20 protein-coding genes and 1 pseudogene are annotated in these 21,598 nt (G+C 61.4%); 9 read left to right on the forward strand and 12 right to left on the reverse strand.

What is annotated here, in order from left to right; translation table 11 throughout:
* Positions 1 to 63 precede the first annotated feature (63 nt).
* Positions 64 to 1,581 carry a putative bifunctional diguanylate cyclase/phosphodiesterase gene (locus R1W01_RS00270; protein ID WP_297756561.1) on the reverse strand — a complete coding sequence of 506 codons (1,518 nt, stop codon included), beginning with the start codon at positions 1,579 to 1,581 and terminating at the stop codon, positions 64 to 66.
* Positions 1,582 to 1,637: 56 nt separating this feature from the next.
* A complete protein-coding gene (gene ttcA, locus R1W01_RS00275) occupies positions 1,638 to 2,516 on the reverse strand; it encodes a tRNA 2-thiocytidine(32) synthetase TtcA (RefSeq protein WP_297756560.1) in 879 nt (292 codons plus the stop codon).
* A 105-nt stretch (positions 2,517 to 2,621) separates the two neighbouring features.
* Between ttcA and R1W01_RS00280 the strand changes: the two genes are divergently transcribed.
* Positions 2,622 to 3,158: a DUF3833 domain-containing protein gene (locus tag R1W01_RS00280; RefSeq protein ID WP_411028128.1), complete on the forward strand. Its 537-nt coding sequence runs from the start codon at positions 2,622 to 2,624 to the stop codon at positions 3,156 to 3,158.
* A gap of 60 nt (positions 3,159 to 3,218) precedes the next feature.
* On the opposite strand, the gene R1W01_RS00285 is transcribed toward R1W01_RS00280, so the two are convergent.
* From R1W01_RS00285 to sfsA, 3 genes are all read right to left on the reverse strand, one after another.
* On the reverse strand, positions 3,219 to 4,265 hold the full coding sequence (locus R1W01_RS00285; RefSeq protein WP_243611504.1) for a TRAP transporter substrate-binding protein: 1,047 nt from the start codon (positions 4,263 to 4,265) through the stop codon (positions 3,219 to 3,221).
* 243 nt (positions 4,266 to 4,508) lie between these two features.
* A complete protein-coding gene (gene map / locus R1W01_RS00290; RefSeq protein ID WP_243611503.1) occupies positions 4,509 to 5,315 on the reverse strand; it encodes a type I methionyl aminopeptidase in 807 nt (268 codons plus the stop codon).
* Between the two features lie 142 nt (positions 5,316 to 5,457).
* Positions 5,458 to 6,162 (reverse strand): DNA/RNA nuclease SfsA, encoded by a 705-nt coding sequence (sfsA, locus tag R1W01_RS00295; RefSeq protein ID WP_297756558.1) that lies wholly within the window; start codon positions 6,160 to 6,162, stop codon positions 5,458 to 5,460.
* 49 nt (positions 6,163 to 6,211) lie between these two features.
* On the opposite strand from sfsA, the gene R1W01_RS00300 reads away from it, so the two are divergent.
* Genes R1W01_RS00300 through R1W01_RS00315 form a run of 4 tightly spaced genes read left to right on the forward strand, consistent with a single transcriptional unit; the run spans position 6,212 to position 9,170 of the window.
* Entirely contained in the window at positions 6,212 to 6,931 is a 720-nt protein-coding gene (locus R1W01_RS00300) for a competence/damage-inducible protein A (protein WP_297756557.1), read from the forward strand.
* A complete protein-coding gene (locus tag R1W01_RS00305) occupies positions 6,928 to 7,653 on the forward strand; it encodes a GNAT family N-acetyltransferase (RefSeq protein WP_243611500.1) in 726 nt (241 codons plus the stop codon). The genes R1W01_RS00300 and R1W01_RS00305 overlap by 4 nt, the downstream gene beginning before the upstream one ends.
* A gap of 12 nt (positions 7,654 to 7,665) precedes the next feature.
* Complete coding sequence (locus R1W01_RS00310; RefSeq protein WP_243611499.1) at positions 7,666 to 8,238, forward strand: peroxidase-related enzyme; 573 nt, start codon at positions 7,666 to 7,668, stop codon at positions 8,236 to 8,238.
* 38 nt (positions 8,239 to 8,276) lie between these two features.
* The gene (locus tag R1W01_RS00315; protein WP_317275001.1) at positions 8,277 to 9,170 is read left to right on the forward strand and encodes an OmpA family protein; all 894 of its coding nucleotides are present in this window, start codon (positions 8,277 to 8,279) and stop codon (positions 9,168 to 9,170) included.
* Between the two features lie 124 nt (positions 9,171 to 9,294).
* Here the strand turns inward: R1W01_RS00315 and R1W01_RS00320 are convergent, their stop codons facing one another.
* From R1W01_RS00320 to glyA, 3 genes are all read right to left on the reverse strand, one after another.
* Positions 9,295 to 10,200, reverse strand: a complete 906-nt coding sequence (locus R1W01_RS00320; protein WP_297756555.1) for a LysR family transcriptional regulator — start codon at positions 10,198 to 10,200, stop codon at positions 9,295 to 9,297.
* Between the two features lie 142 nt (positions 10,201 to 10,342).
* Positions 10,343 to 11,251, reverse strand: coding sequence for an AEC family transporter (locus tag R1W01_RS00325; protein WP_297756554.1), 909 nt, complete (start codon positions 11,249 to 11,251; stop codon positions 10,343 to 10,345).
* A 50-nt stretch (positions 11,252 to 11,301) separates the two neighbouring features.
* Positions 11,302 to 12,624 (reverse strand): serine hydroxymethyltransferase, encoded by a 1,323-nt coding sequence (glyA, locus tag R1W01_RS00330; protein WP_297756553.1) that lies wholly within the window; start codon positions 12,622 to 12,624, stop codon positions 11,302 to 11,304.
* A 138-nt stretch (positions 12,625 to 12,762) separates the two neighbouring features.
* Here glyA and R1W01_RS00335 point away from each other — a divergent pair, with 138 nt between their 5' ends.
* Positions 12,763 to 13,614 carry a LysR family transcriptional regulator gene (locus R1W01_RS00335; RefSeq protein WP_317275002.1) on the forward strand — a complete coding sequence of 284 codons (852 nt, stop codon included), beginning with the start codon at positions 12,763 to 12,765 and terminating at the stop codon, positions 13,612 to 13,614.
* On the opposite strand, the gene deoD is transcribed toward R1W01_RS00335, so the two are convergent.
* From deoD to R1W01_RS00355, 4 genes and pseudogenes are all read right to left on the reverse strand, one after another.
* Positions 13,567 to 14,277, reverse strand: coding sequence for a purine-nucleoside phosphorylase (gene deoD, locus R1W01_RS00340; protein WP_297756551.1), 711 nt, complete (start codon positions 14,275 to 14,277; stop codon positions 13,567 to 13,569). The two genes, R1W01_RS00335 and deoD, sit on opposite strands and share 48 nt — an antisense overlap.
* A gap of 111 nt (positions 14,278 to 14,388) precedes the next feature.
* The gene (locus tag R1W01_RS00345) at positions 14,389 to 14,703 is read right to left on the reverse strand and encodes an H-NS histone family protein (protein ID WP_297756550.1); all 315 of its coding nucleotides are present in this window, start codon (positions 14,701 to 14,703) and stop codon (positions 14,389 to 14,391) included.
* A gap of 182 nt (positions 14,704 to 14,885) precedes the next feature.
* A pseudogene (locus tag R1W01_RS00350) lies at positions 14,886 to 16,856 on the reverse strand (methylmalonyl-CoA mutase family protein); the annotation flags it as partial.
* A 105-nt stretch (positions 16,857 to 16,961) separates the two neighbouring features.
* On the reverse strand, positions 16,962 to 17,552 hold the full coding sequence (locus R1W01_RS00355; RefSeq protein WP_297756549.1) for a GNAT family N-acetyltransferase: 591 nt from the start codon (positions 17,550 to 17,552) through the stop codon (positions 16,962 to 16,964).
* A 65-nt stretch (positions 17,553 to 17,617) separates the two neighbouring features.
* Between R1W01_RS00355 and R1W01_RS00360 the strand changes: the two genes are divergently transcribed.
* The 3 genes from R1W01_RS00360 (at position 17,618) to R1W01_RS00370 (ending at position 21,523) form a co-directional block, all read left to right on the forward strand.
* Positions 17,618 to 18,976, forward strand: coding sequence for a 1-acyl-sn-glycerol-3-phosphate acyltransferase (locus tag R1W01_RS00360; RefSeq protein ID WP_243611489.1), 1,359 nt, complete (start codon positions 17,618 to 17,620; stop codon positions 18,974 to 18,976).
* Positions 18,977 to 19,131: 155 nt separating this feature from the next.
* On the forward strand, positions 19,132 to 20,418 hold the full coding sequence (gene ccrA / locus R1W01_RS00365; protein WP_243611488.1) for a crotonyl-CoA carboxylase/reductase: 1,287 nt from the start codon (positions 19,132 to 19,134) through the stop codon (positions 20,416 to 20,418).
* Between the two features lie 385 nt (positions 20,419 to 20,803).
* Complete coding sequence (locus R1W01_RS00370) at positions 20,804 to 21,523, forward strand: helix-turn-helix transcriptional regulator (RefSeq protein WP_243611631.1); 720 nt, start codon at positions 20,804 to 20,806, stop codon at positions 21,521 to 21,523.
* Positions 21,524 to 21,598: the final 75 nt, after the last annotated feature.

Genomic DNA, 21,598 nt, shown 5'->3' on the forward strand with positions numbered 1-21,598 from the left:
GGTGTGGGGCAAAGGTCAAGCGGATTATGGGGAATCGGCGGGTTTGACGCCAGCCAGAGGCGATCAGCCAGTGCTGCGACCGATGGCCGGAGGGGCGGTAAGGGCGGCGCGGTGCGCGGCGATCCATTCGGCCGTTTCCTCAAGCGGCATGGGGCGGGCGATTCCAAATCCCTGCACATGGGTACAGCCAAGCTGGGCGAGCATGGCATGTTCGCCCGGCGTTTCAACGCCCTCGGCGACGGTTTCGAGGCCAAGCCGTTCACACATCGTCAGGATCGCAGCAACCATGCGGCGTTGTTCACCGTCCAAATCGACATGTGTCACGAAGGAACGGTCGATCTTGAGACGCGACACGGCGAGGCGGCGCATCGCGCTGATCGACGTGTGACCGGTGCCGAAATCATCGAGGTCGATGGCGCATCCCATCGCCGCGAGGCGGTTGACGGTCTCGATCACGATGCTGTCACCGGGGCCAGCGGCGACGGATTCGAGGATTTCGACCGATAGCCGCCCCGGTGTGAGGTCGAATCGGTCAAGCGTCCAGGCGATCTTGTCCGGCAGGGCCGGGTTGGAGAGGTCTTCGGCAGCAAAGTTGACACCGATTCCCGGCACGTGCAGCCCCGCCGCGTCCCAATCGCGCAAAGCGGCAAGCGCGAGATGCAGCATGCGATCGGAAAGCCGTTCGGATTGGCCGGATTTCTGCAGGAGGGGGAGGAAATCATAGGGCGGCACGAGGCCGAGGCGCGGGTGGCGCCAACGCGCCAGCGCCTCGAAGCCGGAGATATCGCCGGTATCAGTTGAAATCTGTGGCTGAAACCAGGCTTCGATCTGATCGCGATCGAGCGCATGGCCCGCATCCAGCGCGATCTGACGCTGGCGCGTGGCGCGACGGCCAAGGGCAGGTGTAAACAGGCGGAGCGCAGAGGGGCCAACCCGCAGAGCGTCCTCGAGCGCCTGTGCAGCGCAATCGATTGCAGGCTCGGCCGCCTCGGTTCTGAGAGATGCGCGGTGCAGGCCAATCGTCCAGCCCGGCAGGATCGAGGCCATCGGCAGGGCAACCGGCTCTTCCAGCGCAGTCTGAAGCCGGGCGGCAAGTTGCAGGCAGGCCTCGTCGTCGAGAGAGGGGGCGGGTGCGAGGCAGACGCCCATGCGGGCCTCACCGACCCTTGCGAGGATATCATCCTGCCGCAACGCGGCGCGGATGCGCAACGCAGCCTGTTTCAGGACGGCATCCGCCGCCGCCTCTCCATGACGGGCGCGTATATCGGCAAACCCGTTGAGTTCCAGAAGGAGGATCGCGCTTGCGTGTTGGCCGGTTTCAGAGGCCGCAAAGGTCGCGCGCACCTGATTCTCGAAGCCGTCACGCGTCAACACTCCGGTCAGCATATCGCGCTGTTGCGGTTCGAGGCCGTGGGGCCGGGCGTTGGCCAGCGGCGCGGCCAGAAAACCCGCCAGCGGCAAAAGCGCGAGCACCGCAAGGAGCCAGATTTCCCCACCCCACAGATAGCCGCAGATCGCGATCAGCGGTGCGAGCACCTGAAAATAGCGGGAGGTCATCCTCAACCAACTCAGCGCATACATGGTTCGTCCCCTGCAAACATCGCTCGCAGGCTAGGGGAGGGTCTGTAAGGCAGCCGTTAACGCAGCTTCGGAATTTCCGTGTCAATTTGTTCAAATTTTTCCGACCCCAGCGCCAGCCCCGCGAAATCAAAGAGTTTCGGGTCGAGCATATGGGAGGGGCGGATATTCATCAGAGACCGGAACATGACCTGACGGCGACCGGGGGAGTTCTTTTCCCATTGGTCGAGAATCTGTTTTACCTGCTGGCGCTGAAGCCCGTCCTGTGAGCCGCAGAGATCGCAGGGGATGATCGGGTAGTTCATCGCGGTGGCAAATTTCTCGCAATCAGCTTCGGCCACGTGGGCGAGCGGGCGGTAGAGAAAGAGATCGCCCTCTTCATTGACGAGTTTCGGCGGCATGGTGGCGAGGCGCCCACCATGAAAGAGGTTCATGAAGAAGGTTTCGAGGATGTCGTCGCGGTGATGGCCGAGCACGACCGCCGAACAGCCCTCTTCACGGGCAATGCGGTAGAGGTTTCCGCGGCGCAGGCGCGAGCAGAGCGCACAATAGGTTCGGCCCGCTGGCACCTTGTCCTTCACAATGGAATAGGTGTCTTGATACTCGATCCGGTGTTCAACGCCCATTCTCTCGAGGAATTCGGGCAGAACGGTGGCCGGGAAGCCGGGCTGGCCCTGATCGAGGTTGCAGGCGAGGAGATCGACGGGCAAGAGGCCGCGCCATTTCAATTCGTGCAGCACAGCGAGGAGCGTGTAGCTATCCTTGCCACCGGAAAGGCAGACGAGCCATTTCTGTTTTTTCCCGTCGCGTTCAATCATGCCATATTGGTCAATCGCTTCGCGTGTCTGGCGCACGATGCGTTTGCGCAGCTTCTTAAAGCCCGCCGAGGAAGGCGCGCCATGAAAGAGCGGATGAATATCGTCAAGATCGTCGAGCATGGGGGCGCTTTAGGGCAAGGCGGACGATCAGGCAAGAGAAGAGACAGGCGGGGGAAAGTCATCCAAAGCGCGGGGTGGACCGTATTCCGGGAAAGTTCAAAGGAGATGTCTATGCGCCGTTTTGCTCTTGCCACTGCCCTTCTGACCGGATTGGCCGCCTGCGGGTCGCCGTCGCTTGACGATGAGAGCCTGAGCGACCGAGAGTTCGATCTCGAACGCTATTTCGAGGGGCAGAGCGTCGCCTATGGCCAGTTCATGGACCGGTTCGGATCGGTGCAGCGGCGGTTCAAGGTTACGATTGACGGAGAGTGGGACGGCGAGGTTCTCACGCTCACGGAGAGGTTCCGCTATGACGATGGCGGCAAGGAAACGCGCGTCTGGCGGCTCACCAAGACCGGCGACGAGACTTGGGAAGGCACGGCGGAAGGTGTGCAGGGCGTGGCGCGTGGCGAGGAACGGGGCGATACGTTCAACTGGTCCTATGTGATCGACCTGCCGCGTGCGAGCGGCGAGACGATCCGTGTCAAATTCGATGACTGGATGTGGCTCATGGAAGACGGGCGGGTGCTCAATAAGGCCTATATGTCGAAGGCGGGTGTCCGGCTTGGCGAGGTCACGATCTTCTTTGAAAAACGGTCTTGAGGCCGGAGACCAAAAAGGCCGCTCGGGGAGCGGCCTTTTCTTTCGGGATATGCGGCGCGATCAGTATTCGCGACCCGAGACGTCGCGCGTCACTTGCACGGCGGCGCGGGCGTCGTCGATAAGCGCGGCCCCATCGAGGCCTTTTTTGGTCACATCGGCAATCCATTCCGCGATAACCTCGTCTCCGAGGGTCTTGATGCGGTCCGTCTCGGCCTCGCTCAGCGTGGCGATCTCGTTGCCCGCATCGGTCATGACCTGCTTGCCTTCTTTGTCGCCAGTATCGTGGGCGCGTCCGGCCCAAGCAGAGGCGAAGAAGCCAGAGTTGGCGTCGATCACGGCCTTGAGATCATCGGGGAGGCTCTCGTATTTCTCTTTGTTCATCGCCCAGATGAAATAGAGGTTGTAGAGCGACTTGTCGCCAGCCACGTCGGTGTGGCTATCGGTCAGCTCGTCGAGCTTGAGCGAGGGCGACATTTCCCATGTGATGACGCCGCCATCGACCACGCCCTTGGAAAGCGCTTCGGGGAAGGCGGGCACGGGCATACCGATGGGCGTTGCACCGAGCTTTTTCAGCAGCAGCGTTGCCGGGCGCGAGGGGCCACGCAGCTTGAGGCCGGAAAAGTCGCCAACCGCTGCGACGGCGGGGCCTTTCTTGTGCACGAGGCCACGGCCGTGCATGTGGGCGGCGATGACATGGACATCCTTGAAGTCGTCCATCAGGTGCTTTTGCGTATAGAGCCATGCAGCCTTGGAGGCTTCCTCGGCGGATTTGGTCACGAGGAAGGGCATTTCCATGGCCTCGGCCTCGGGGAAGCGACCGGGCTGGTAGCCGGGGATGACCCAGCCACCGTCGATCGCGCCATCGCGGATCAGGTCATACTGGCTCGGCGCTTTGCCGCCCAGTTGCATGAAGGGATAGATCTCGACCTTGATGCGGCCGCCTGAGTCTTTCTCGACCTTCTCGGCCCAAGGCTCGATGAAGTATTTCGGGTTCGCGGATTTCGGTGAGACGAAATGCTGGAAGCGTAGAGTGACTTCCTGTGCGAAGCTTGTGGTTGCGGTCAGCCCGAGTAGGGCGGCGAGGGCTGCGGACTTGAAGTGGAACATCGCGCGAGCCTCCTTTTGGTTATGAACGTCAGATCGGCGCATCTCTGCACCGCGGCGTGGGAGGTATATACGAGATGCGTCTTCTCGATTCAAATGGTTCTCAGGGTCGCAGGCGATTTTCACCCACGATAATGCCCTGAAAAATCATGATAATTTTTGACCGTGTGGGAAAATTCGGTAAAACTTCCCCTACGTAAAGCAAAGGCGGAAAATGCGTCCTGATCCGCCCCGCAGCGCAGAAGATCAGCCGTAGGTCGGATGAAATTTTCCGGCCGGTGAGAGCGTAAAAATTTCCACGCCGGTCGCCGTGACGCCGACGGAATGCTCGAACTGGGCCGAAAGCGACTTGTCACGGGTCACTGCGGTCCAGTCATCGGCGAGCACCTTGGTTTCGGGACGACCGAGATTGACCATCGGTTCGATGGTGAAGAACATGCCTTCTTCGAGCGTCGGTCCCGTGCCCGCGCGACCATAGTGCAGGACGTTGGGCGGCGCGTGGAACACACGGCCGAGGCCGTGGCCGCAGAAATCGCGCACCACAGACATGCGATGGCCTTCAACAAAGCTTTGGATGGCGTGGCCGATGTCGCCAAAAGTGTTGCCGGGTTTCACGGCTTCGATCCCTTTCATCAGGGAATCGTGGGTCACTTGGATCAGGCGCTCGGCTTTGCGGTTGAGCTTGCCCGCGACATACATGCGCGAGGTGTCGCCGAACCAGCCATCGACGATCACGGTCACGTCGATATTCAGAATGTCACCATCCTTGAGCTTTTTGTCGCCGGGAATGCCATGACAGACCACATGGTTCACGGAAATGCAGGAGGCGTGTTGATAGCCGCGATAGCCGATGGTGGCGGATGTCGCGCCCGCGGCGTCGACTTTCTCTTCGATCAGGCGGTCGATCTCGCCCGTGGTCTGGCCCGGGAAGATATGCTCTGCGATTTCGTCGAGGATACGCGCGGCCAGTTCGCCGGCCTTGTGCATGCCTGCGAAATCCGCGTCTTGGTGAATCCTGATCCCGTCGCGGGTCTGGTGCCCTTTGCCGATCATCTGCCCGGTGCTCCGTTTGTATCTTTTCCCGCGCTATTTACGTCGAAATGCGCCCGGATGCCAGAGGGGGCAGGGGCTTTGCCCCTCTTGGCCCGTTGGGCCAATTCACCCCAGGATATTTCTGGCAAGAGGAAGTGGCGCCTCAGCGATGAAATGCGAGCGGCGCGCCGATCTCGATTTCCTGTGGAGAGATGCGGCAGCCATAGGCCAGAACCTCGACCCCTGCGGCACGGGCGGCGTCAAAGGCGGCGGCGTAGGCCGGGTCGATATCGGCGGCGAGGGTCACGGACGTGGCATCGGTCCGTTGCACGAGGTAGAGCATCATGGCGCGGTGACCCTCTGCGATCATCGCCTGAAGCTCGCTCAGGTGTTTGGCACCGCGCGCGGTCACACTGTCGGGGAACTCGGCAAGACCGGGGCGGCGCGAGAGGGTGACGCTCTTGACCTCGACATAGAGGTCGGGCTTGCCGTCACCGGAAAGGAGGAAATCAATTCGGCTTTTTTCGCCGTATTTCACCTCGGGGCGCACGAGCGGGTAGTCGGCGAGTTCCGGAATGGCATGGGCGCGCAGAGCGGACTTCAGAGCGCGGTTGGGCACGGAGGTGTCGACCCCGGTATAGTGACCATCAGCATGTTCGACGAGCCGCCAGCCGTATTTGAGCTTTTTCTTCGGGTCATCATTAGGTTCGAGCCAAATTCGGCTTCCGGGGGTGGCGAGCCCCATCATCGAGCCGGGGTTGGCGCAATGGGCCGTGATCTCGCGCCCGTCCTCGAGCCGGGCATCGGCGAGGAAGCGTTTGTAGCGGCGGATCAGCACCGCTGGCACAAGGGGGGTTTGAAAGCGCATGGGCAGGGGCCTATAGATGCAGGTGACATCTGGCAAGGAGGCACTTTTCATGTCCAACCCCACGGCGGCGATGCTTGTCATCGGTGATGAAATCCTTTCGGGGCGCACGCGTGACAGCAACATGCATTTCCTTGCCTGTGAGCTTTCCAAGCTCGGGATCGACCTTGCGCAGGTGCGGATCGTTGGCGACGACCGGGGCGATATCGTCTACGCGGTGCGCGAGTTGGCGAACCTTTATGACCATGTGTTCACGAGCGGCGGCATCGGGCCGACCCATGATGATATCACCGCCGATTGTATGGCCGAGGCCTTTGGGCAGGGGATCAGTGTGCGCGACGATGCGCGCGCGCTTCTCGCGGCGCATTACGAGCGGCAGGGCATGGAGTTCAATGAGGCGCGTCAACGGATGGCGCGGATCCCGGATAGTGCGGTGTTGATCGAAAACCCTGTGTCCATCGCGCCGGGTTTCACGATCGAGAACGTGCATGTGATGGCAGGGGTGCCAGCGGTGTTTCAGGCGATGGTGGCGAGTGTGTTGCCGACGTTGACCGGGGGCAAGCCGCTCTTGTCACAGAGTCTTCGGATTGAGCGGGGCGAAGGCGAGATTGCCGGGCCGCTGCGCGCTTTGGCGGAGGCCTATCCGGACCTGTCCATCGGGTCGTATCCATATCAGAAGGACGGGGCATATGGGGCGAATATCGTGATCCGGGGGACGGACGGAGCGCAGATTGATGCGGCGATGACCAGACTGGCGGAGATGTTCGCATGAGCCTTCCGAGCGCAACCGAGCTTTATGACGTGATCGACGCGACATGGCCCGCAGCGGCGGTGTCGGAGTGCGGGCCGTTCCGTATTCGTGAAGGCAAGGGCGGCGGCAAGCGGGTCTCGGCGGCGACCTGTTCCGGTCCTTTTGAAGAGGCGGATATCGCGGCGGCGGAAGCAGCGATGCGGGCGCTGGGCCAGGGGGCGCTATTTCAGGTGCGCGCGGGAGATGAGGCGCTTGATGCGGCGCTTGCGGCGCGCGGCTATGAGGTCATTGACCCGGTGACCATGTATGCGGCCAAGGCGGAGGATATTGCCACCGAACTGCCGCCACGCACGGCGGCGATCCAAGCGTGGGAACCGTTGCAGATCATGCGCGAAATCTGGGCCGCGGGCGGGATCGACGAGGCGCGGATTGACGTGATGTTCCGAGCCTGCAAGCCGAAGACCGGGTTTGTCAGCCGATGGCGCGACAAGCCGGCGGGCGCGAGTTTCTGCGCCATGCACAAAGGGATCAGCATGGTGCACGCTGTGGAAATCCTGCCGTTCCAACGCCGTCAGGGGGTGGGGCGGTGGCTCATGCGGCGGGCGGCCTATTGGACGCTCGATAATGGCGGGCACACGCTTTCGGTTATTTGCACCAATGAGAACGCAGCGGCAAATGGGCTCTATGCTTCCCTCGGCATGACGGTTGTGGGACAGTATCACTACCGCATTTTGTCGGACTGAAAGGGAGGAATTATGAGTCAGTCAGACCAGCCCACGGCGCTTGATCTGCCGATGGTCGATCCGTTGCCGGAGGCGACGCAGAAGTATTTTGATATCTGTGACGAGAAGCTTGGCATGGTGCCGAATGTGCTCAAGGCGCATGCGTTTGATATCAATAAGCTCAACGCATTCACGGCGCTCTATAACGATATCATGCTTGGCGAGAGCAACCTCAGCAAGCTTGAGCGGGAGATGATCGCCGTTGTCGTGTCCTCGATCAACAAGTGTTTCTATTGCCTTACTGCGCATGGCGCGGCGGTGCGCGAGCTTTCGGGCGATCCGGTGCTTGGCGAGTTGATGGTGATGAATTGGAAGGCCGCGCGTCTAGATGATCGCCAGCGCGCGATGCTCGGCTTTGCGGAGAAGATCACCAAGGAAAGCAGCGCGGTCACCGAAGGGGACCGTCAAGCGCTGCGCGATCTAGGGTTCACCGACCGCGACATCTGGGACATTGCGAATGTCACGGGGTTCTTCAATATGTCCAACCGTGTCGCCTCGGCGACGGATATGCGCCCCAACGACGAATACCACGCCCAGCACAGATGATCCGTTTCGCCGCCATATGCGTTCTACTTGTGCCGAGTATGGCGGCGGCATTTGATGCGTCCTTGCCGGAGGGCGCAGAACCCCTTGCCGCGGAGATCGTAGAGGACGGGGCGTATCGCCTGCCGATTGGTGTCTTTGACGGGAGCGCAGTTCCGCTCGAGACGGTTGAGGGGCGGGTGACGCGGCGAAGCTGGCGTATTCCAGGGCTTTCGGACAAGACGGCGGCCATTGCGCGCAGCATCGAAGAACAGCTTGTTGCGCAGGGTTATGAGATTGTTCTCAACTGTATCTCGCAACGTTGCGGAGGGTTCGATTTCCGTTTCGCGGTCGAAGTGTTGCCGCCGCCAAGCATGTTTGTCGATCTCGCCGATTACCATTTCATTTCGGCGCAGCGCACCGATGGGGATGAGGCGGTTGGTATCATGATCAGCCAGACGGTGCTTGCAGCGATGGTGCAGATCATGCGCGTCTCGCCGGGAGCGGGGGCGCCATTGACGCTTGCACCGGCACCGGCGCCGGGAGAGGTGCCGCAGGTGGGGCATGTGACCGGATCCGGGGCGGGGCCGCTGGCGCAGGCGCTTGAGGCGCGCGGTGCGGCGGTTCTGGCGGGACTGACCTTCAAGACCGGGGCGTCAGAGCTAGGAGAGGGGCCGTTCGAAACGCTTGAAGCGTTGGCGGCATGGCTTTTGGCCGATGAGACGCGGCGGGTTGTTCTCGTTGGGCATACCGATAGCGAGGGAGACCTCGATCGCAATATCGCGCTTTCGCAAGAGCGGGCGCAGGCGGTGCTTGAAGCGCTTAGCAATGACTACGGCGTCAACGCCGAACAGATGAGTGCGCGCGGGATCGGGTTCCTTGCGCCACGCAAAAGCAACGCGACCGAAGAAGGCCGAAAGGCCAACCGGCGCGTTGAAGTCGTGGTGCGGCCCTAGGATTTGTGCTGGTAAGCGATTTCGAAACGCCTTCTTTCGCCAAGAAAAAACCCGGGCGCTTGGGTGGCCCGGGCAAGTCAGCTTTCTATCGGAAAGCCTTGGGGAATCTTGGGGAAGTCCAGCCTCACCAGTCGGTGGGGCCTTTGTCTGCGAAGGCATGGACGAGGAAGTCGATGAAGGCGCGAACCTTGGGCTGGGTAAAGCGACCCGGCGGGTAGACCGCGTAGATGCCTTGGGTCTCGACCGGGAGTTCGGGGATCACGTCCTCGACAAGGCCCTGTGCCATTGCGTCGGCATAGAGGAAGGACGGCAGATAGGCGATTCCGAGACCTGCAATTGCGGCGTTGAGGAGCGACTGGCCATCATTGACCGAGAGCCATCCCGCGGTGCGAATCTGGCGCTTTTCGCCGGACGGCGCGGTCAGTTTCCAGACGGCGCCGTTCGATTGACTCGAGTAGTGCAGGAGCTTGTGCTCGTTCAGATCGTCGATCTTTTCGGGGCGACCGTATTTCTCGATATAGGCGGGGCTTGCGATCATGCGGCGGGTGGTTTCGGAAAATTTCCGTGCGCGCAGGGAGGAGTCCTCAAGTTCGCCAATGCGGATCGCCATGTCGAACCCTTCGGAGATCAACTCCACATAGCGGTTGTTCAGCACCATGTTCACGTTGATCTCGGGGAACTCGGCGAGGAAGTCGCCGAGCACCGGGGAAAGATGATTGACGCCAAAGTCCGTCGCCACGGAGATGCGCAGGAGGCCGGAGGGGGCGGACTGCATCGAGGTCACGAGGGAGTCGGCTTCGCCTGCATCATTGAGGACGCGGCGGGCGCGGTCGTAATACGCGAGACCGATCTCTGTTGGCGAGACGCGGCGCGTGGTCCGGTTCAGCAAACGCGCGCCGAGGCGGGCCTCGAGCGATGAGACGTGCTTGGACACGGCGGACTTGGAAATCCCCATCTTCTTGGCGGCATCGGTGAAGCCACCTTGATCCACCACCGTGGCAAAGGCTTCCATTTCAGTCAGGCGATCCATCGTTCTGCGTCCTCGTAACACTGTTCGTCGAGGCTCAGGTATCAGGGCGAAATCGGGCCAAAGCAGGGCAGGGGGCTGACAATATCGGGGATTTGTCGCGGATCGTTTGCGACTTGGAAACGCCGAAACGATCTGTTTCGCGTCAGAAGGAGAGCGCGATCAGTGTGATCCAGAGGGGCAATGTGAGGGCTGCGAGCAGCGTGGATTGCGCGACAAGCGTGGCCGAGAGGCGGCGGTCGGCGCCAAATCCGCCAGCGAGGACATGGGCCGCAGACGCAGTTGGCATGGCGGCAAAGAGTGTGAGCGTGCGGGCGATGGTGGGCTCGACCGCGAGGAGCTTGCAAGCGGTGAAGGTCAAGGCGGGCAGGGCGACGAGCTTGGTCGCGCAGATGATGCCGCTGAAGCGATCGAGGCGCGCGAGGGCGCCCCAGTTCATCGTGGCCCCCACTGAGATCAGTGCGATGGGGATCGCCGCGCGCGAGAGCATCTCAAGCGGCGCCATGATGGGGTCGGGAATCGTGAAGCCCGAGAGGCCGACGATCACGCCGGAGACCGAAGCGATCAGGAACGGGTTGGTTGCGACCCGGCGGATGGTTTGGATCAGAGACCCACTTCCGCGTGAGAGCGCGGAGACGGCGAGGAGGTTCGCCATCGGGATGGCCAGGCCTACGGCGACGGCGAGCGCGCCAAGCGGCGGATTGATCAGGGTTTCGACGGCGACAAAGGCCATCGCGGTGTTGAAACGCCACGCTGTCTGCCATGCGCCCGCAAAGTCAACGAAACGTGGCGGGCCAAAGGGACGGGCAAGATAGCCGAGTGCGAGGCCTGTGAAGAGGATTGCCCAGACAGCGGGACCAATGCGCAAGATGTCGGCCACGGCAATGGGGCGCGAGGAAGCCGCGACAAAGATCAGCGCGGGAAACAGGACTTCGAAGTTCAGCCGATCGAGTCCCTGCCACGCATCACGCGAGAGGCGACTGCGCAGGAGGCCGCCGAGGGCGACCATGAGGAAGGAGGGCAAGAGCCCGAGGAGGATCGTGACGAACACCATGCAGACGGTCTAGGCCGAACGGTGCGCGGGCACAATCGCCCGCGCCCGGTTCACGAGTGAATAAAATGGATGCGGTCGAAGCTCTTGCGCCATGCGGCCGTCTCGGGCGCGAGGGCGGCGGGATCGTTTGCGCGGAGGGCGGCGGCGATGCGTCGGGCCAGTTCCGGCGCGTCCTCGGGGGTCATGCCCCAGCGGACAAGTTCCGGTGTGCCGATGCGCAACCCGTTCATATCGCCTTCGACCGCCGGGATGGGCAGGCCGATGCCGCAGGCGAGGAAGCCCGCCTTGCGCAGGGTCTTGGACGCGGCCTGTCCACCACCGAAAGAGGCGGCTTCGACGGCGAACTGATGCGACTGCGTCGGGCCGTGACGGGTTTCGAACACGGGGAGGCCTTCGGATTTGAGCGCCTCGGCGAGGGATTGAGAGAGGTCGATCATGGCGGTGGCGTAGGCCGCGCCGAAGTCACGCCAGTCGAGCATCGTCACGGCGAGCGCCGCGGATTTGGCGGCGTCGAAATTCGCGGTCATGCCGGGAAAGGCGATGGCATCGAGGCGCTTGGCGATCTCGGCATCGTTGGTGACGATGAGGCCAGAGGGCGGGCCGCCGAGGCTCTTGTAGGTGGACATGGTCATCATATGGGCGCCCTCGGCCAGCGGGTTTTTCCAAGCCTTGCCCGCGATGATGCCGCATTGATGCGCTGCGTCGAAGAGGACATGCGCGCCGACCTCGTCGGCAATCGTCCGGATCTCAGAGACCGGGTGTTCAAGGAGGTTCAGGGAGCCGCCGATGGTGATGAGCGTCGGCTTGACCTCATGAGCAAGCGCGCGCAATCCAACAAGGTCGATCGTATAGCCGTCGGCATCGACCGGGGCGGGGTGCGATGTCAGCCCATAGAGCCCGGCACAGCCGTCGGCATGATGCGTGACGTGGCCGCCCACGGAGGCCGGGGGCGTGATGATGGCGTCACCCGGTTTGGTCAGGGCCATGAAGCCATAAAGATTGGCGATGGCGCCGGAGGGCACACGGATTTCGGCATAGCGCGCGTCAAAGATCTCCGCCGCGAGCTCGGCGGCGATGACTTCGATCTGCTCCATGGCTTCGAGGCCCATCTCGTACTTGTCGCCGGGATAGCCAAGCGAGGGGCGCGACCCGAGGCCAGAGGCGAGCATCGCTTCGGCGCGTGGGTTGAGCACGTTGGTCGCCGGGTTGAGGTTGAAACAGTCGCGCTCGTGGATGGCGCGGTTCTCGGCCACCAGCGCGTCGAGCCGAGCGTTGAGCGCGGCGCTTGTGCCTTGGGTGGTCTCGTCGGCGAGGTCTTGGATGTAGGTTTCGCAATGGGCAGGCACCCATGGGCGCAGGGCGAGGGTTGGCATGGACTGATCCTTGAGTTTGGTGCGGGTATCGAAGCGGAAAGGCGAGATTGGCGCAAACGAGTTTTCATGTATGCTAGGCATAGAAAATCTAGGGGTCATGTCATGTCGGTTCAGCCACCGCGCCCGCAAGGGCCACCTATGAACGCGATGCGCGCCTTTGAGGCGGCGGCGCGGCTTGGTGGGTTTACGCGGGCGGCGGAGGAGCTTTGCGTGACGCCGGGGGCGATTGCGCAGCAGGTCAAGGCGCTCGAGGCCTGGGCCGGGGCGGCGCTTTTCGAGCGCGGGGCGCAAGGGGTGCGCCTTACATCGGTGGGCGAGAGGGTGTTGCCGAAGATGATCGCGGCGTTTGACGCGATGGGCCTCGCGGTCGGGGTCCTGCGCGAGGCAGCGCGTCCAGAGCGGCTCCATGTGGCGGCGCTTCCGGCGATTGCGCAGCTCTGGCTTTCTCCGCGATTGCCAGAGGTGCGGCGTGCGATGCCCGAGCTTGAGGTGTCGATCACCGCGATGGAAACCCCGCCGAACCTTGGCCGAGAACCGTTCGACCTGACGGTGTTCTATGGCGATGGGGGTGGGTTATGCCTTGCGCGGGACGTGATCTTTCCGGTCTGCGCGCCGCAGGTTGCGAAAGGGTTGTCGACTGTTGACGACCTCGCGACGGTGCCCTGCCTTGGCGATGCGGTATGGCGTGAGGATTGGGCGCTCTGGCTCAGGGCTGTGGAGCGGGAGATTGATGTCTCTGGACCGGTGTATTCGCTCTATGCGCTGGCGGTTGAGGAAACTGTGAACGGTGCGGGGGTGCTCATGGGGCATGGCGCGCTTGTGGCGCGGCATTTGCGGAGCGGTGCCTTGGTGGCACCGTTTGGGCCGCGCGTGGCGACGGGCCGATGGCTCGAAGCGGGGATGCGGAGCGTGCCAACCGGACCGGCGCAGGCGCTTCTTGATCTACTGTGTGGAGAAGGCGGTTTCGAGGGCGATCTCGACCATGTCTGAGAAACTCTGTTCGCGGTCGGCGGAAGAGAGACGTTCACCGCTCGGAAGGTGATCGGAGACCGTCAGGATCGCGAGTGCGCGACACTGGTAGCGTGCTGCGAGCGTATAAAGCTCGGCGGCTTCCATCTCGACGGCGAGAATGCCGTGGCGCACCATCTGTTCATCGAGGTCGGGGCGTTCATCATAGAAGGTGTCGGAGGAATAGATGCCCCCCACATGCGGCGCGAGACCGCGGGCGCGCGCAGTGGCGGCGGCAGCTTCGAGCAAGGAGAAATCAGCGGTGGGTGCGTAGGTCAATTCGCGGAAGATGGTCGAGGACGGGGTCGAGACAGCGGTGGCCGACATGGCGAGGACGAGGTCGCGCAGCGCCACTTGGGGCTGCATCGCGCCGCAGGAACCGATCCGAATCAGGGTCTTCGCGCCATAGTCGCGGATCAATTCGTTGGCGTAGATTGAGAGAGAAGGCATTCCCATGCCAGAGCCATGGATCGTGACCGGATGGCCTTGCCATGTGCCAGTAAAGCCCAACATGCCGCGCACTTCGTTGACGCAGCGCGGGTTCTCGAGAAACCGCTCGGCGGCCCATTTCGCGCGCAGCGGGTCGCCGGGCATCAGAACCGTTTCCGCGATGTCTCCGGGCGCAGCGCCGATATGTATGGTCATGGGTAACTCCTTTTGCCTAGACCATAGCATCGGCATCGACCGCTTCAAACGAAAGCAGGCGCGCAAACTTTGCGACTGAGCGTCAAGCCGAAGGCGGCTTGAAACTCCGGATCAGAGCTCCATGTCTTCCGGGTGAATACCGGCGGACAATGCTTCGTCGAACCATTTCGGTTTGCGTCCCTTGCCCGTCCAGGTTCGGGAGATGTCTTTGGGGTCCGCGTATTTCGGCATGCCTTTGACCAGTTTGCCGTTCTTGGCTTTCTTGGCATCGGCGAGTTCTTCGAGGGAGAAGCCGAATTCCTCAGCGGCTTTGCGCGCCGCTTCTAGGGCGTCGGATTTGCGCTGTGCCTCAAGGCGACCGAGTTGAATGTCGATCTTGGTCTTAAGCTCGACAAGCTCGGTGCGTGTCATACCATCAAGTGTCATATATGCTGTCCTTTTCTAGAACCCATTAATTTGGCGCAAAGACGAAAACTGGCAAGAGATATTTTTTGCCGAATTGAGACTTTTCTTGATGGGGCAGTATTCCGGTTGAGGGCAAAAGAAAGACCCTCGCCTAATAGGTGAGGGTTTTCATCTGTTTAGCGAATTGTGAGGCGAGGTTGACGCTATTCAGCGGCGACAGCTTCGGGGTCTACGAGCACCACCACATCATTCATGATCGTATTCAATTCGAAATCCTTGGGTGTGTAGACCCGCGCCACGCCCATTGCCTTCAGGCGTTCTGCATCGTCATCAGGGATAATGCCGCCCACGATCACCGGCGTATTGCCCAGACCCGCTTCACGCATCCGATTCATGAGATCCTCGACGAGCGGGATATGAGAGCCAGAGAGGATCGATAGCCCAACGACATGGGCCTCGGTTTCGATGGCCGAAGCGACGATTTCCTCGGGGGTGAGGCGGATGCCGTCATATTCGATGTCCATGCCGCAATCTCGGGCGCGGAAGGCAATCTGCTCCGCGCCGTTCGAGTGGCCGTCCAGCCCAGGTTTGCCGATGACAAATTTCAGGCGACGCCCGAGACGATCAGAAACCGCATCCACGGCAGCGCGCAGATCGTCGAGGCCTTCGGTCTTGTTGGAGGGCGAAGGCGAAACGCCGGTCGGGCCGCGGTATTCGCCATGCACCGAGCGCATCTCCTGTGCCCATTCGCCGGTCGTCACACCGGCCTTGGCGCAGTCGATGGAGGCAGGCATGATGTTTTCGCCCTTGCTAGCGGCCTCTTTCAGCGCCGTAAGGGCGGCACAGACAGCGTCGTCATCGCGCTCGTTTCGCCAGTCATTCAGGCGGGCGATTTGCTCCTGTTCCACGGCGGGATCGACAACCATGATGCCGCCGTCGCCTGTCATCAGCGGCGAGGGTTCGCCCTGCTGCCACTTGTTGACACCCACCACGACGGTTTCCCCTGCCTCGATGCGGTTGAGGCGTTCGGCGTTGGATTCAACAAGCCGCGATTTCATGTAGTCGATGGCGCTGATGGCGCCGCCCATGGAATCGAGGTTCGCCAACTCGGCGCGCGCGCCGTCCTTGAGTTCGGCGACTTTCTTGTCGACGGCGGGGTTGTTGTCGAACAGGTCGTCATACTCGAGGAGGTCTGTCTCGTAGGCCATGATCTGCTGCATGCGCATGGACCATTGCTGATCCCAAGGACGCGGCAGGCCAAGCGCCTCGTTCCACGCCGGAAGCTGTACGGCGCGGGCGCGGGCCTTCTTGGAAAGCGTCACGGCGAGCATCTCGATCAGGATACGATAGACGTTGTTCTCGGGTTGTTGCTCGGTCAGGCCGAGGGAATTCACCTGCACGCCATAGCGGAAGCGGCGGGATTTTGGATCGGTGATGCCGTAGCGTTCGACAAGGATCTCATCCCAGAGATCGACGAAGGCGCGCATCTTGCACATCTCTGTGACGAAGCGGATGCCAGCGTTGACGAAGAAGGAAATCCGTCCGCAGAGACGCGGGAAGTCTTCTTCGGGGACGCGGGGTTTCAGCGCGTCGAGAACCGCGATGGCGGTTGCCAGTGCGAAGGCCAGTTCCTGCTCGGGCGTCGCACCGGCCTCTTGCAGGTGATAGGAACAGACGTTCATCGGGTTCCATTTGGGCACGTTGGTGTAGCAATACTCGGCCACATCCGCGATCATCTTGAGCGAGGGCGCGGGCGGGCAAATATAGGTGCCGCGAGACAGGTATTCCTTGATCAGGTCGTTCTGCACGGTGCCTTGGAGCTTGGACACGTCGGCGCCCTGTTCCTCGGCCACGGCGATGTAAAGCGACAAGAGCCACGGCGCGGTGGCATTGATTGTCATCGATGTGTTCATCTGCTCGAGGGGGATCTGGTCGAACAGCGTCCGCATGTCGCCGAGATGGCAAACGGGCACACCCACCTTGCCGACTTCGCCGCGCGACAGGACGTGGTCAGAATCGTAGCCAGTTTGGGTCGGCAGGTCGAAGGCGACCGAGAGCCCTGTCTGGCCCCTTTCGAGGTTGGAGCGGTAAAGCGCGTTTGAGGCCTTGGCGGTCGAGTGGCCAGCATAGGTTCGGATCAGCCAGGGGCGATCTTTCTGCGTCTGCGACATGGGCGTCCTCTTGAATCAGCTTGGCAATTTTATTGCGTCAGAGGGTAGATATGCGAAAGATCATGTGCAAGTCAATTCGCTGCGTTGCGGCAAAATCAGATTGGAACGTTACGGCAGGCGGTAAACCATCTTGGTGCTTGTCTTGAAGCCAAAGATATAACGGAACGGTCCGGTGTCTTCGGTGCCGCAGGCGACAAAACCCTCGCGTTCGTAGAGCGCGCGGGCGCGCGGGTTGGTGTCGATCACGTCGAGGCGCACGCATGAAAGGCCGCGGGCGCGGGCTTCGTCCTTGATCGCCGAGAGCAGCGCAGTGCCGACACCCTGCCCCCGCGCAACTTCGGAGACGAAAATGCCATCCATCAGGAGCGTGTCTGCGGCAAGATCGCGTTCGAGCACCGAGAGCACGAGGCCGCGCCACGTTCCGCCGATCCATCCATAGGCACGGCACAGGTCGCCAAGGCTCCCGCCCGTGAGAGCGCCTTCGGCGGTCTTAAAACCCGCGAGGCCAAGTAGGACGCCCTTGTCGTCGCGGGCGACGAGGGCGAAACGCGGATCCAGGATTGTCTCGAAAAAGGCAAGGGCGCGCGCTGTCGGCCGCATGACCGGGCCGAGCTTGCCCTTGAACGCCTGCCAGTAGAGGCGGGCTGCGAGGGGGCGTTCGGCATCGGAAAAGCCGGCTGAGATCGTCAGTGCGGGCATAGGTTTCTCGGAACAAGGTCGTATTTGATATTTACCTGCGGCCCCGCCATTGCAAGAGTCAGGTTATGACATCGACCATCGAACTTCCGATCTGGCTCTTCATCCTGATCCTGCTATTCGCAGCGGTGACGGCGGCGAGCCATCTTCTTTTTCCATCGGTAAGGTGGTTCTTTCGTCGGCGTATGGAAAAGGCGGTGTCACGTCTGAACGAGCGTCTCGAGCGTCCGATTGAGCCGTTCAAGCTATTACGGCGCCATGACATGATTCAGCGCATTGTCTATTCGCCTGACGTTAGCCAAGCGATTGCCGATCACGCGAAGGAAGAAGGTATTCCCGAGAACGTCGCCTTTGAACAAGCCAAGCGTTACGCGCGGGAAATCGTGCCTTCCTTTAGTGCCTCGACCTATTTCGGTTTTGCCATCCGGGCGGCGAAACTTCTGAGCAGGGCGCTCTATCGTGTGCGACTCGGGTACTTCGATGAGGCGGGCATTCAGAATATCCCAAAGGATTCGACAGTGGTTTTCGTGATGAACCATCGTTCGAACATGGACTACGTGCTTGTAACCTATCTCGCGGCGGAGCGTTCGGCACTGGCCTATGCGGTCGGGGAGTGGGCGCGGGTCTGGCCGCTTAGCCGCCTCATCAAGGCAATGGGGGCGTATTTTATCCGGCGGCAATCGCGCAATGCGCTCTACCGTAAGGTGCTTGCGCGCTATGTGCGGCTTGCGACGGATGGCGGTGTGACACAGGCGATGTTCCCGGAAGGGGGCTTGTCGGTTGATGGCGGGCTTCATCCGCCGAAACTCGGGCTTCTGAAGTATATCGTGGACGGGTTCGACCCGGCGATCCGCGACGTCGTGTTTGTGCCGGTGGCGCTCAACTATGACCGCGTGTTGGAGGATCGCATCCTGATTGCTGCACAGGATAAGAAGCGTCGGCGGTTCCGTGCGCGGATCAGTGTCATCGCCGGTTTCTTGCTCAAGCAGCTCTGGCTGCGTCTCCGCGGACGCTATCACAGGTTCGGCTATGCGGCGGTGAGTTTCGGCGAGCCGCTTTCGCTTGCAGCGTTTGCGGCGAGGCAGGACGGCGATGTGGCAGAACCGCTTGCAGAGGCCCTCATGGCGCGCATTTCGGACGTGGTGCCGGCTTTGCCTGTTCCGCTTGTCGCGTCGATCATCGACGGCGCAGAGGCACCTTTGTCCCGTGCCGCCGTCGAGAACGCCTTTGGGGAGCGGATCGCGAAGCTTGCGCCGGAACATGTGCACCTACCTCGGGGAGACGTGGCCTATGCGGCGGAGGTTGGCCTGCGTAGCCTTGAGAAGCGTGGCGCGATCCGTCGCGAAGCCGGGTGCTACAGCGCGAATCCGTCGGAGGGCGCCCTTCTGACCTACTACGCACGCTCAATCGGGCATCTTTTCCCCTGATTTCGCAGTTGCGGCAGGATTTTTCTGCATCGGCTCGGTCATAAAATTACAAAACTATGCCAATTGCGGTTGCAATGTTGCGCGGCCGTCTTTATTTCACTGGACAGGAAGCGCGATTCTGCATCGCGGCAAGAGTTCAAAATCAGGAGACGAAAATGGCTCTCGATACCGAAAACGGTCTGGCCACCTACGACGCCCCGGAAAAAGACCTCTATGAGGTCGGTGAAATGCCGCCGATGGGCTATGTGCCCAAGAAAATGTACGCTTGGGCGATCCGTCGTGACCGTCATGGCGAGCCGGATAAGTCCTTTGAGGTCGAAGTTGTCGACACCTGGGATATCGACAGCCACGAAGTTCTCGTGCTCGTGATGGCGGCTGGTGTGAACTATAACGGCGTTTGGGCCGGTCTCGGCCAGCCGATCTCGCCCTTTGATGTGCATGGTCAGGACTACCACATTGCGGGTTCCGATGCGTCGGGCATCGTCTGGAAAGTCGGTGACAAGGTGAAGAACTGGAAAGTGGGCGACGAGGTCGTGATCCACTGTAACCAGGACGATGGTGACGACGAAGAATGTAACGGTGGCGATCCGATGTTCTCGCCGACCCAGCGGATCTGGGGCTATGAGACCGGCGATGGGTCGTTCTCGCAATTCACCAAGGTGCAGGCTCAGCAGCTCATGCCGCGTCCGAAGCACCTGACTTGGGAAGAGTCTGCCTGCTACACGCTGACGCTTGCGACCGCGTACCGGATGCTTTTCGGTCACCACCCGCATGAGCTCAAGCCCGGCCAGAACGTCCTCGTTTGGGGCGCGTCGGGCGGTCTTGGCTCTTACGCGATCCAGCTTGCCAACACAGCAGGCGCCAACGCGATCGGTGTGATCTCGGACGAGAGCAAGCGTCAGTTCGTAATGGATCAGGGCGCCAAGGGCGTCATCAACCGCAAGGAATTCAACTGCTGGGGTCAGCTCCCGACGGTCAACTCGCCGGAATACAACGAGTGGCTCAAGGAAGCGCGCAAGTTCGGCAAGGCGATCTGGGACATCACCGGCAAAGGCGTCAGCGTCGACATGGTGTTCGAACACCCCGGCGAGGCGACCTTCCCTGTCTCGACCCTCGTGGTCAAGAAAGGCGGTATCGTTGTGATCTGTGCGGGCACCTCCGGGTTCAACTGTACTTTTGACGTGCGCTACATGTGGATGCACCAGAAGCGTCTTCAGGGGTCGCACTTTGCCAACCTGAAACAGGCCGCATCGGCCAACCGTCTGATGTGCGAGCGTCGTCTCGACCCGTGCATGTCGGAAGTGTTCGCGTGGGACGAGATCCCGGCGGCGCATATGAAGATGCTCAAGAACGAACACAAGCCGGGCAACATGTCCGTCCTCGTGCAGGCCCCGAAGACCGGCCTGCGCACGCTCGAGGATGTGCTCGAAGCCGGCAAGTAAGCCGTTTCGTCCCGCGCACCTAGCGGGACAGATGACTTGGATCCCCCGCGAATCACACAGGATTCGCGGGGGATTTACGTTTGCGAAAGAGGTTCGGGTGTATTCAGAGGCTTAAGGATGCGGTCCCTCCCCATTTCGGGGGAGTGGAAATCTGCGAATATTCGACTGAAAGGCGTTCGTGCTATGCTTGTATTAACCTTTCATTAACCCCTGAAAACGAGAGTTAACATGAAATATGACTGGATACTCGACGTTCTCGTGGACCTGAGAACCTTCGCCCAGGCCAACGGTCTGAACGCCCTGGCACAAGAGCTGGAGCAGACCCGGATGGTTGCCTCGGTCGAGATCGCGTCATCGGGTGACATGGCGGGTGGTGCTTGGCCTCATGGGGAAGATCGAAAGACGGGAGACATTGCTCGGAGAGCTCGAACGGGCGCAAGGGCTTGAGCAACTACAATCCGCGATCCTAGACCTTCGGGATCACTTCCGCGTCGATCATATGGTCTATCACTGGGTGAGTTCGGATGGTGAGCAGTTTGGCTGTGGCACGTATTCGGACGCTTGGGTGCAGCGCTATGTCGATCAAGACTATCTGCGCGTCGATCCGGTCATTATCGGCTGTTATCAACGGTTTCACCCGGTCGACTGGAAGCGGCTCGACTGGTCCTCGAAGGCGGCGCGGGCATTTCAGGCAGAGGCGATTTCCCACGGCGTCGGCAATCAAGGCTTCTCTGTTCCGATCCGTGGTCCTGTGGGGCAGTTCGCGCTCTTCACCGTGAGCCACACTTGCGACGATGAGGAATGGGCGCGCTTCACCGAGGCAAACCGGCGTGACCTAATCCTCTTTGCACATGGGTTCAACGAGCGGGCGCTCGAACTGGCGCCGGGGCGCACCCCGGAGCAATCCCGCGCTCTAAGCCCGCGGGAGATTGACGCGATGACCCTTGTGGCGATGGGGTATAGCCGGGCACAGGTCGCGGAAACGCTCTCGATCTCGGAGCATACGCTGCGCGTCTATATTGAATCTGCGCGCTCGAAGCTCGGGGCGCTCAACACCACGCATGCAGTGGCGCGAGCACTGAGCCGCGGGTTGATCGTGGTCTAAGGCGCGCGGCAAGTTAGCCGGGCATTAACCATGGCGTCCTATCTCTGTTCCCTATCGAGAATGGGAAGGGATGGC

Origin of the sequence: Shimia sp. FJ5, from assembly GCF_032918335.1 — a bacterium.
Lineage (GTDB): Bacteria > Pseudomonadota > Alphaproteobacteria > Rhodobacterales > Rhodobacteraceae > Shimia > Shimia aestuarii_A.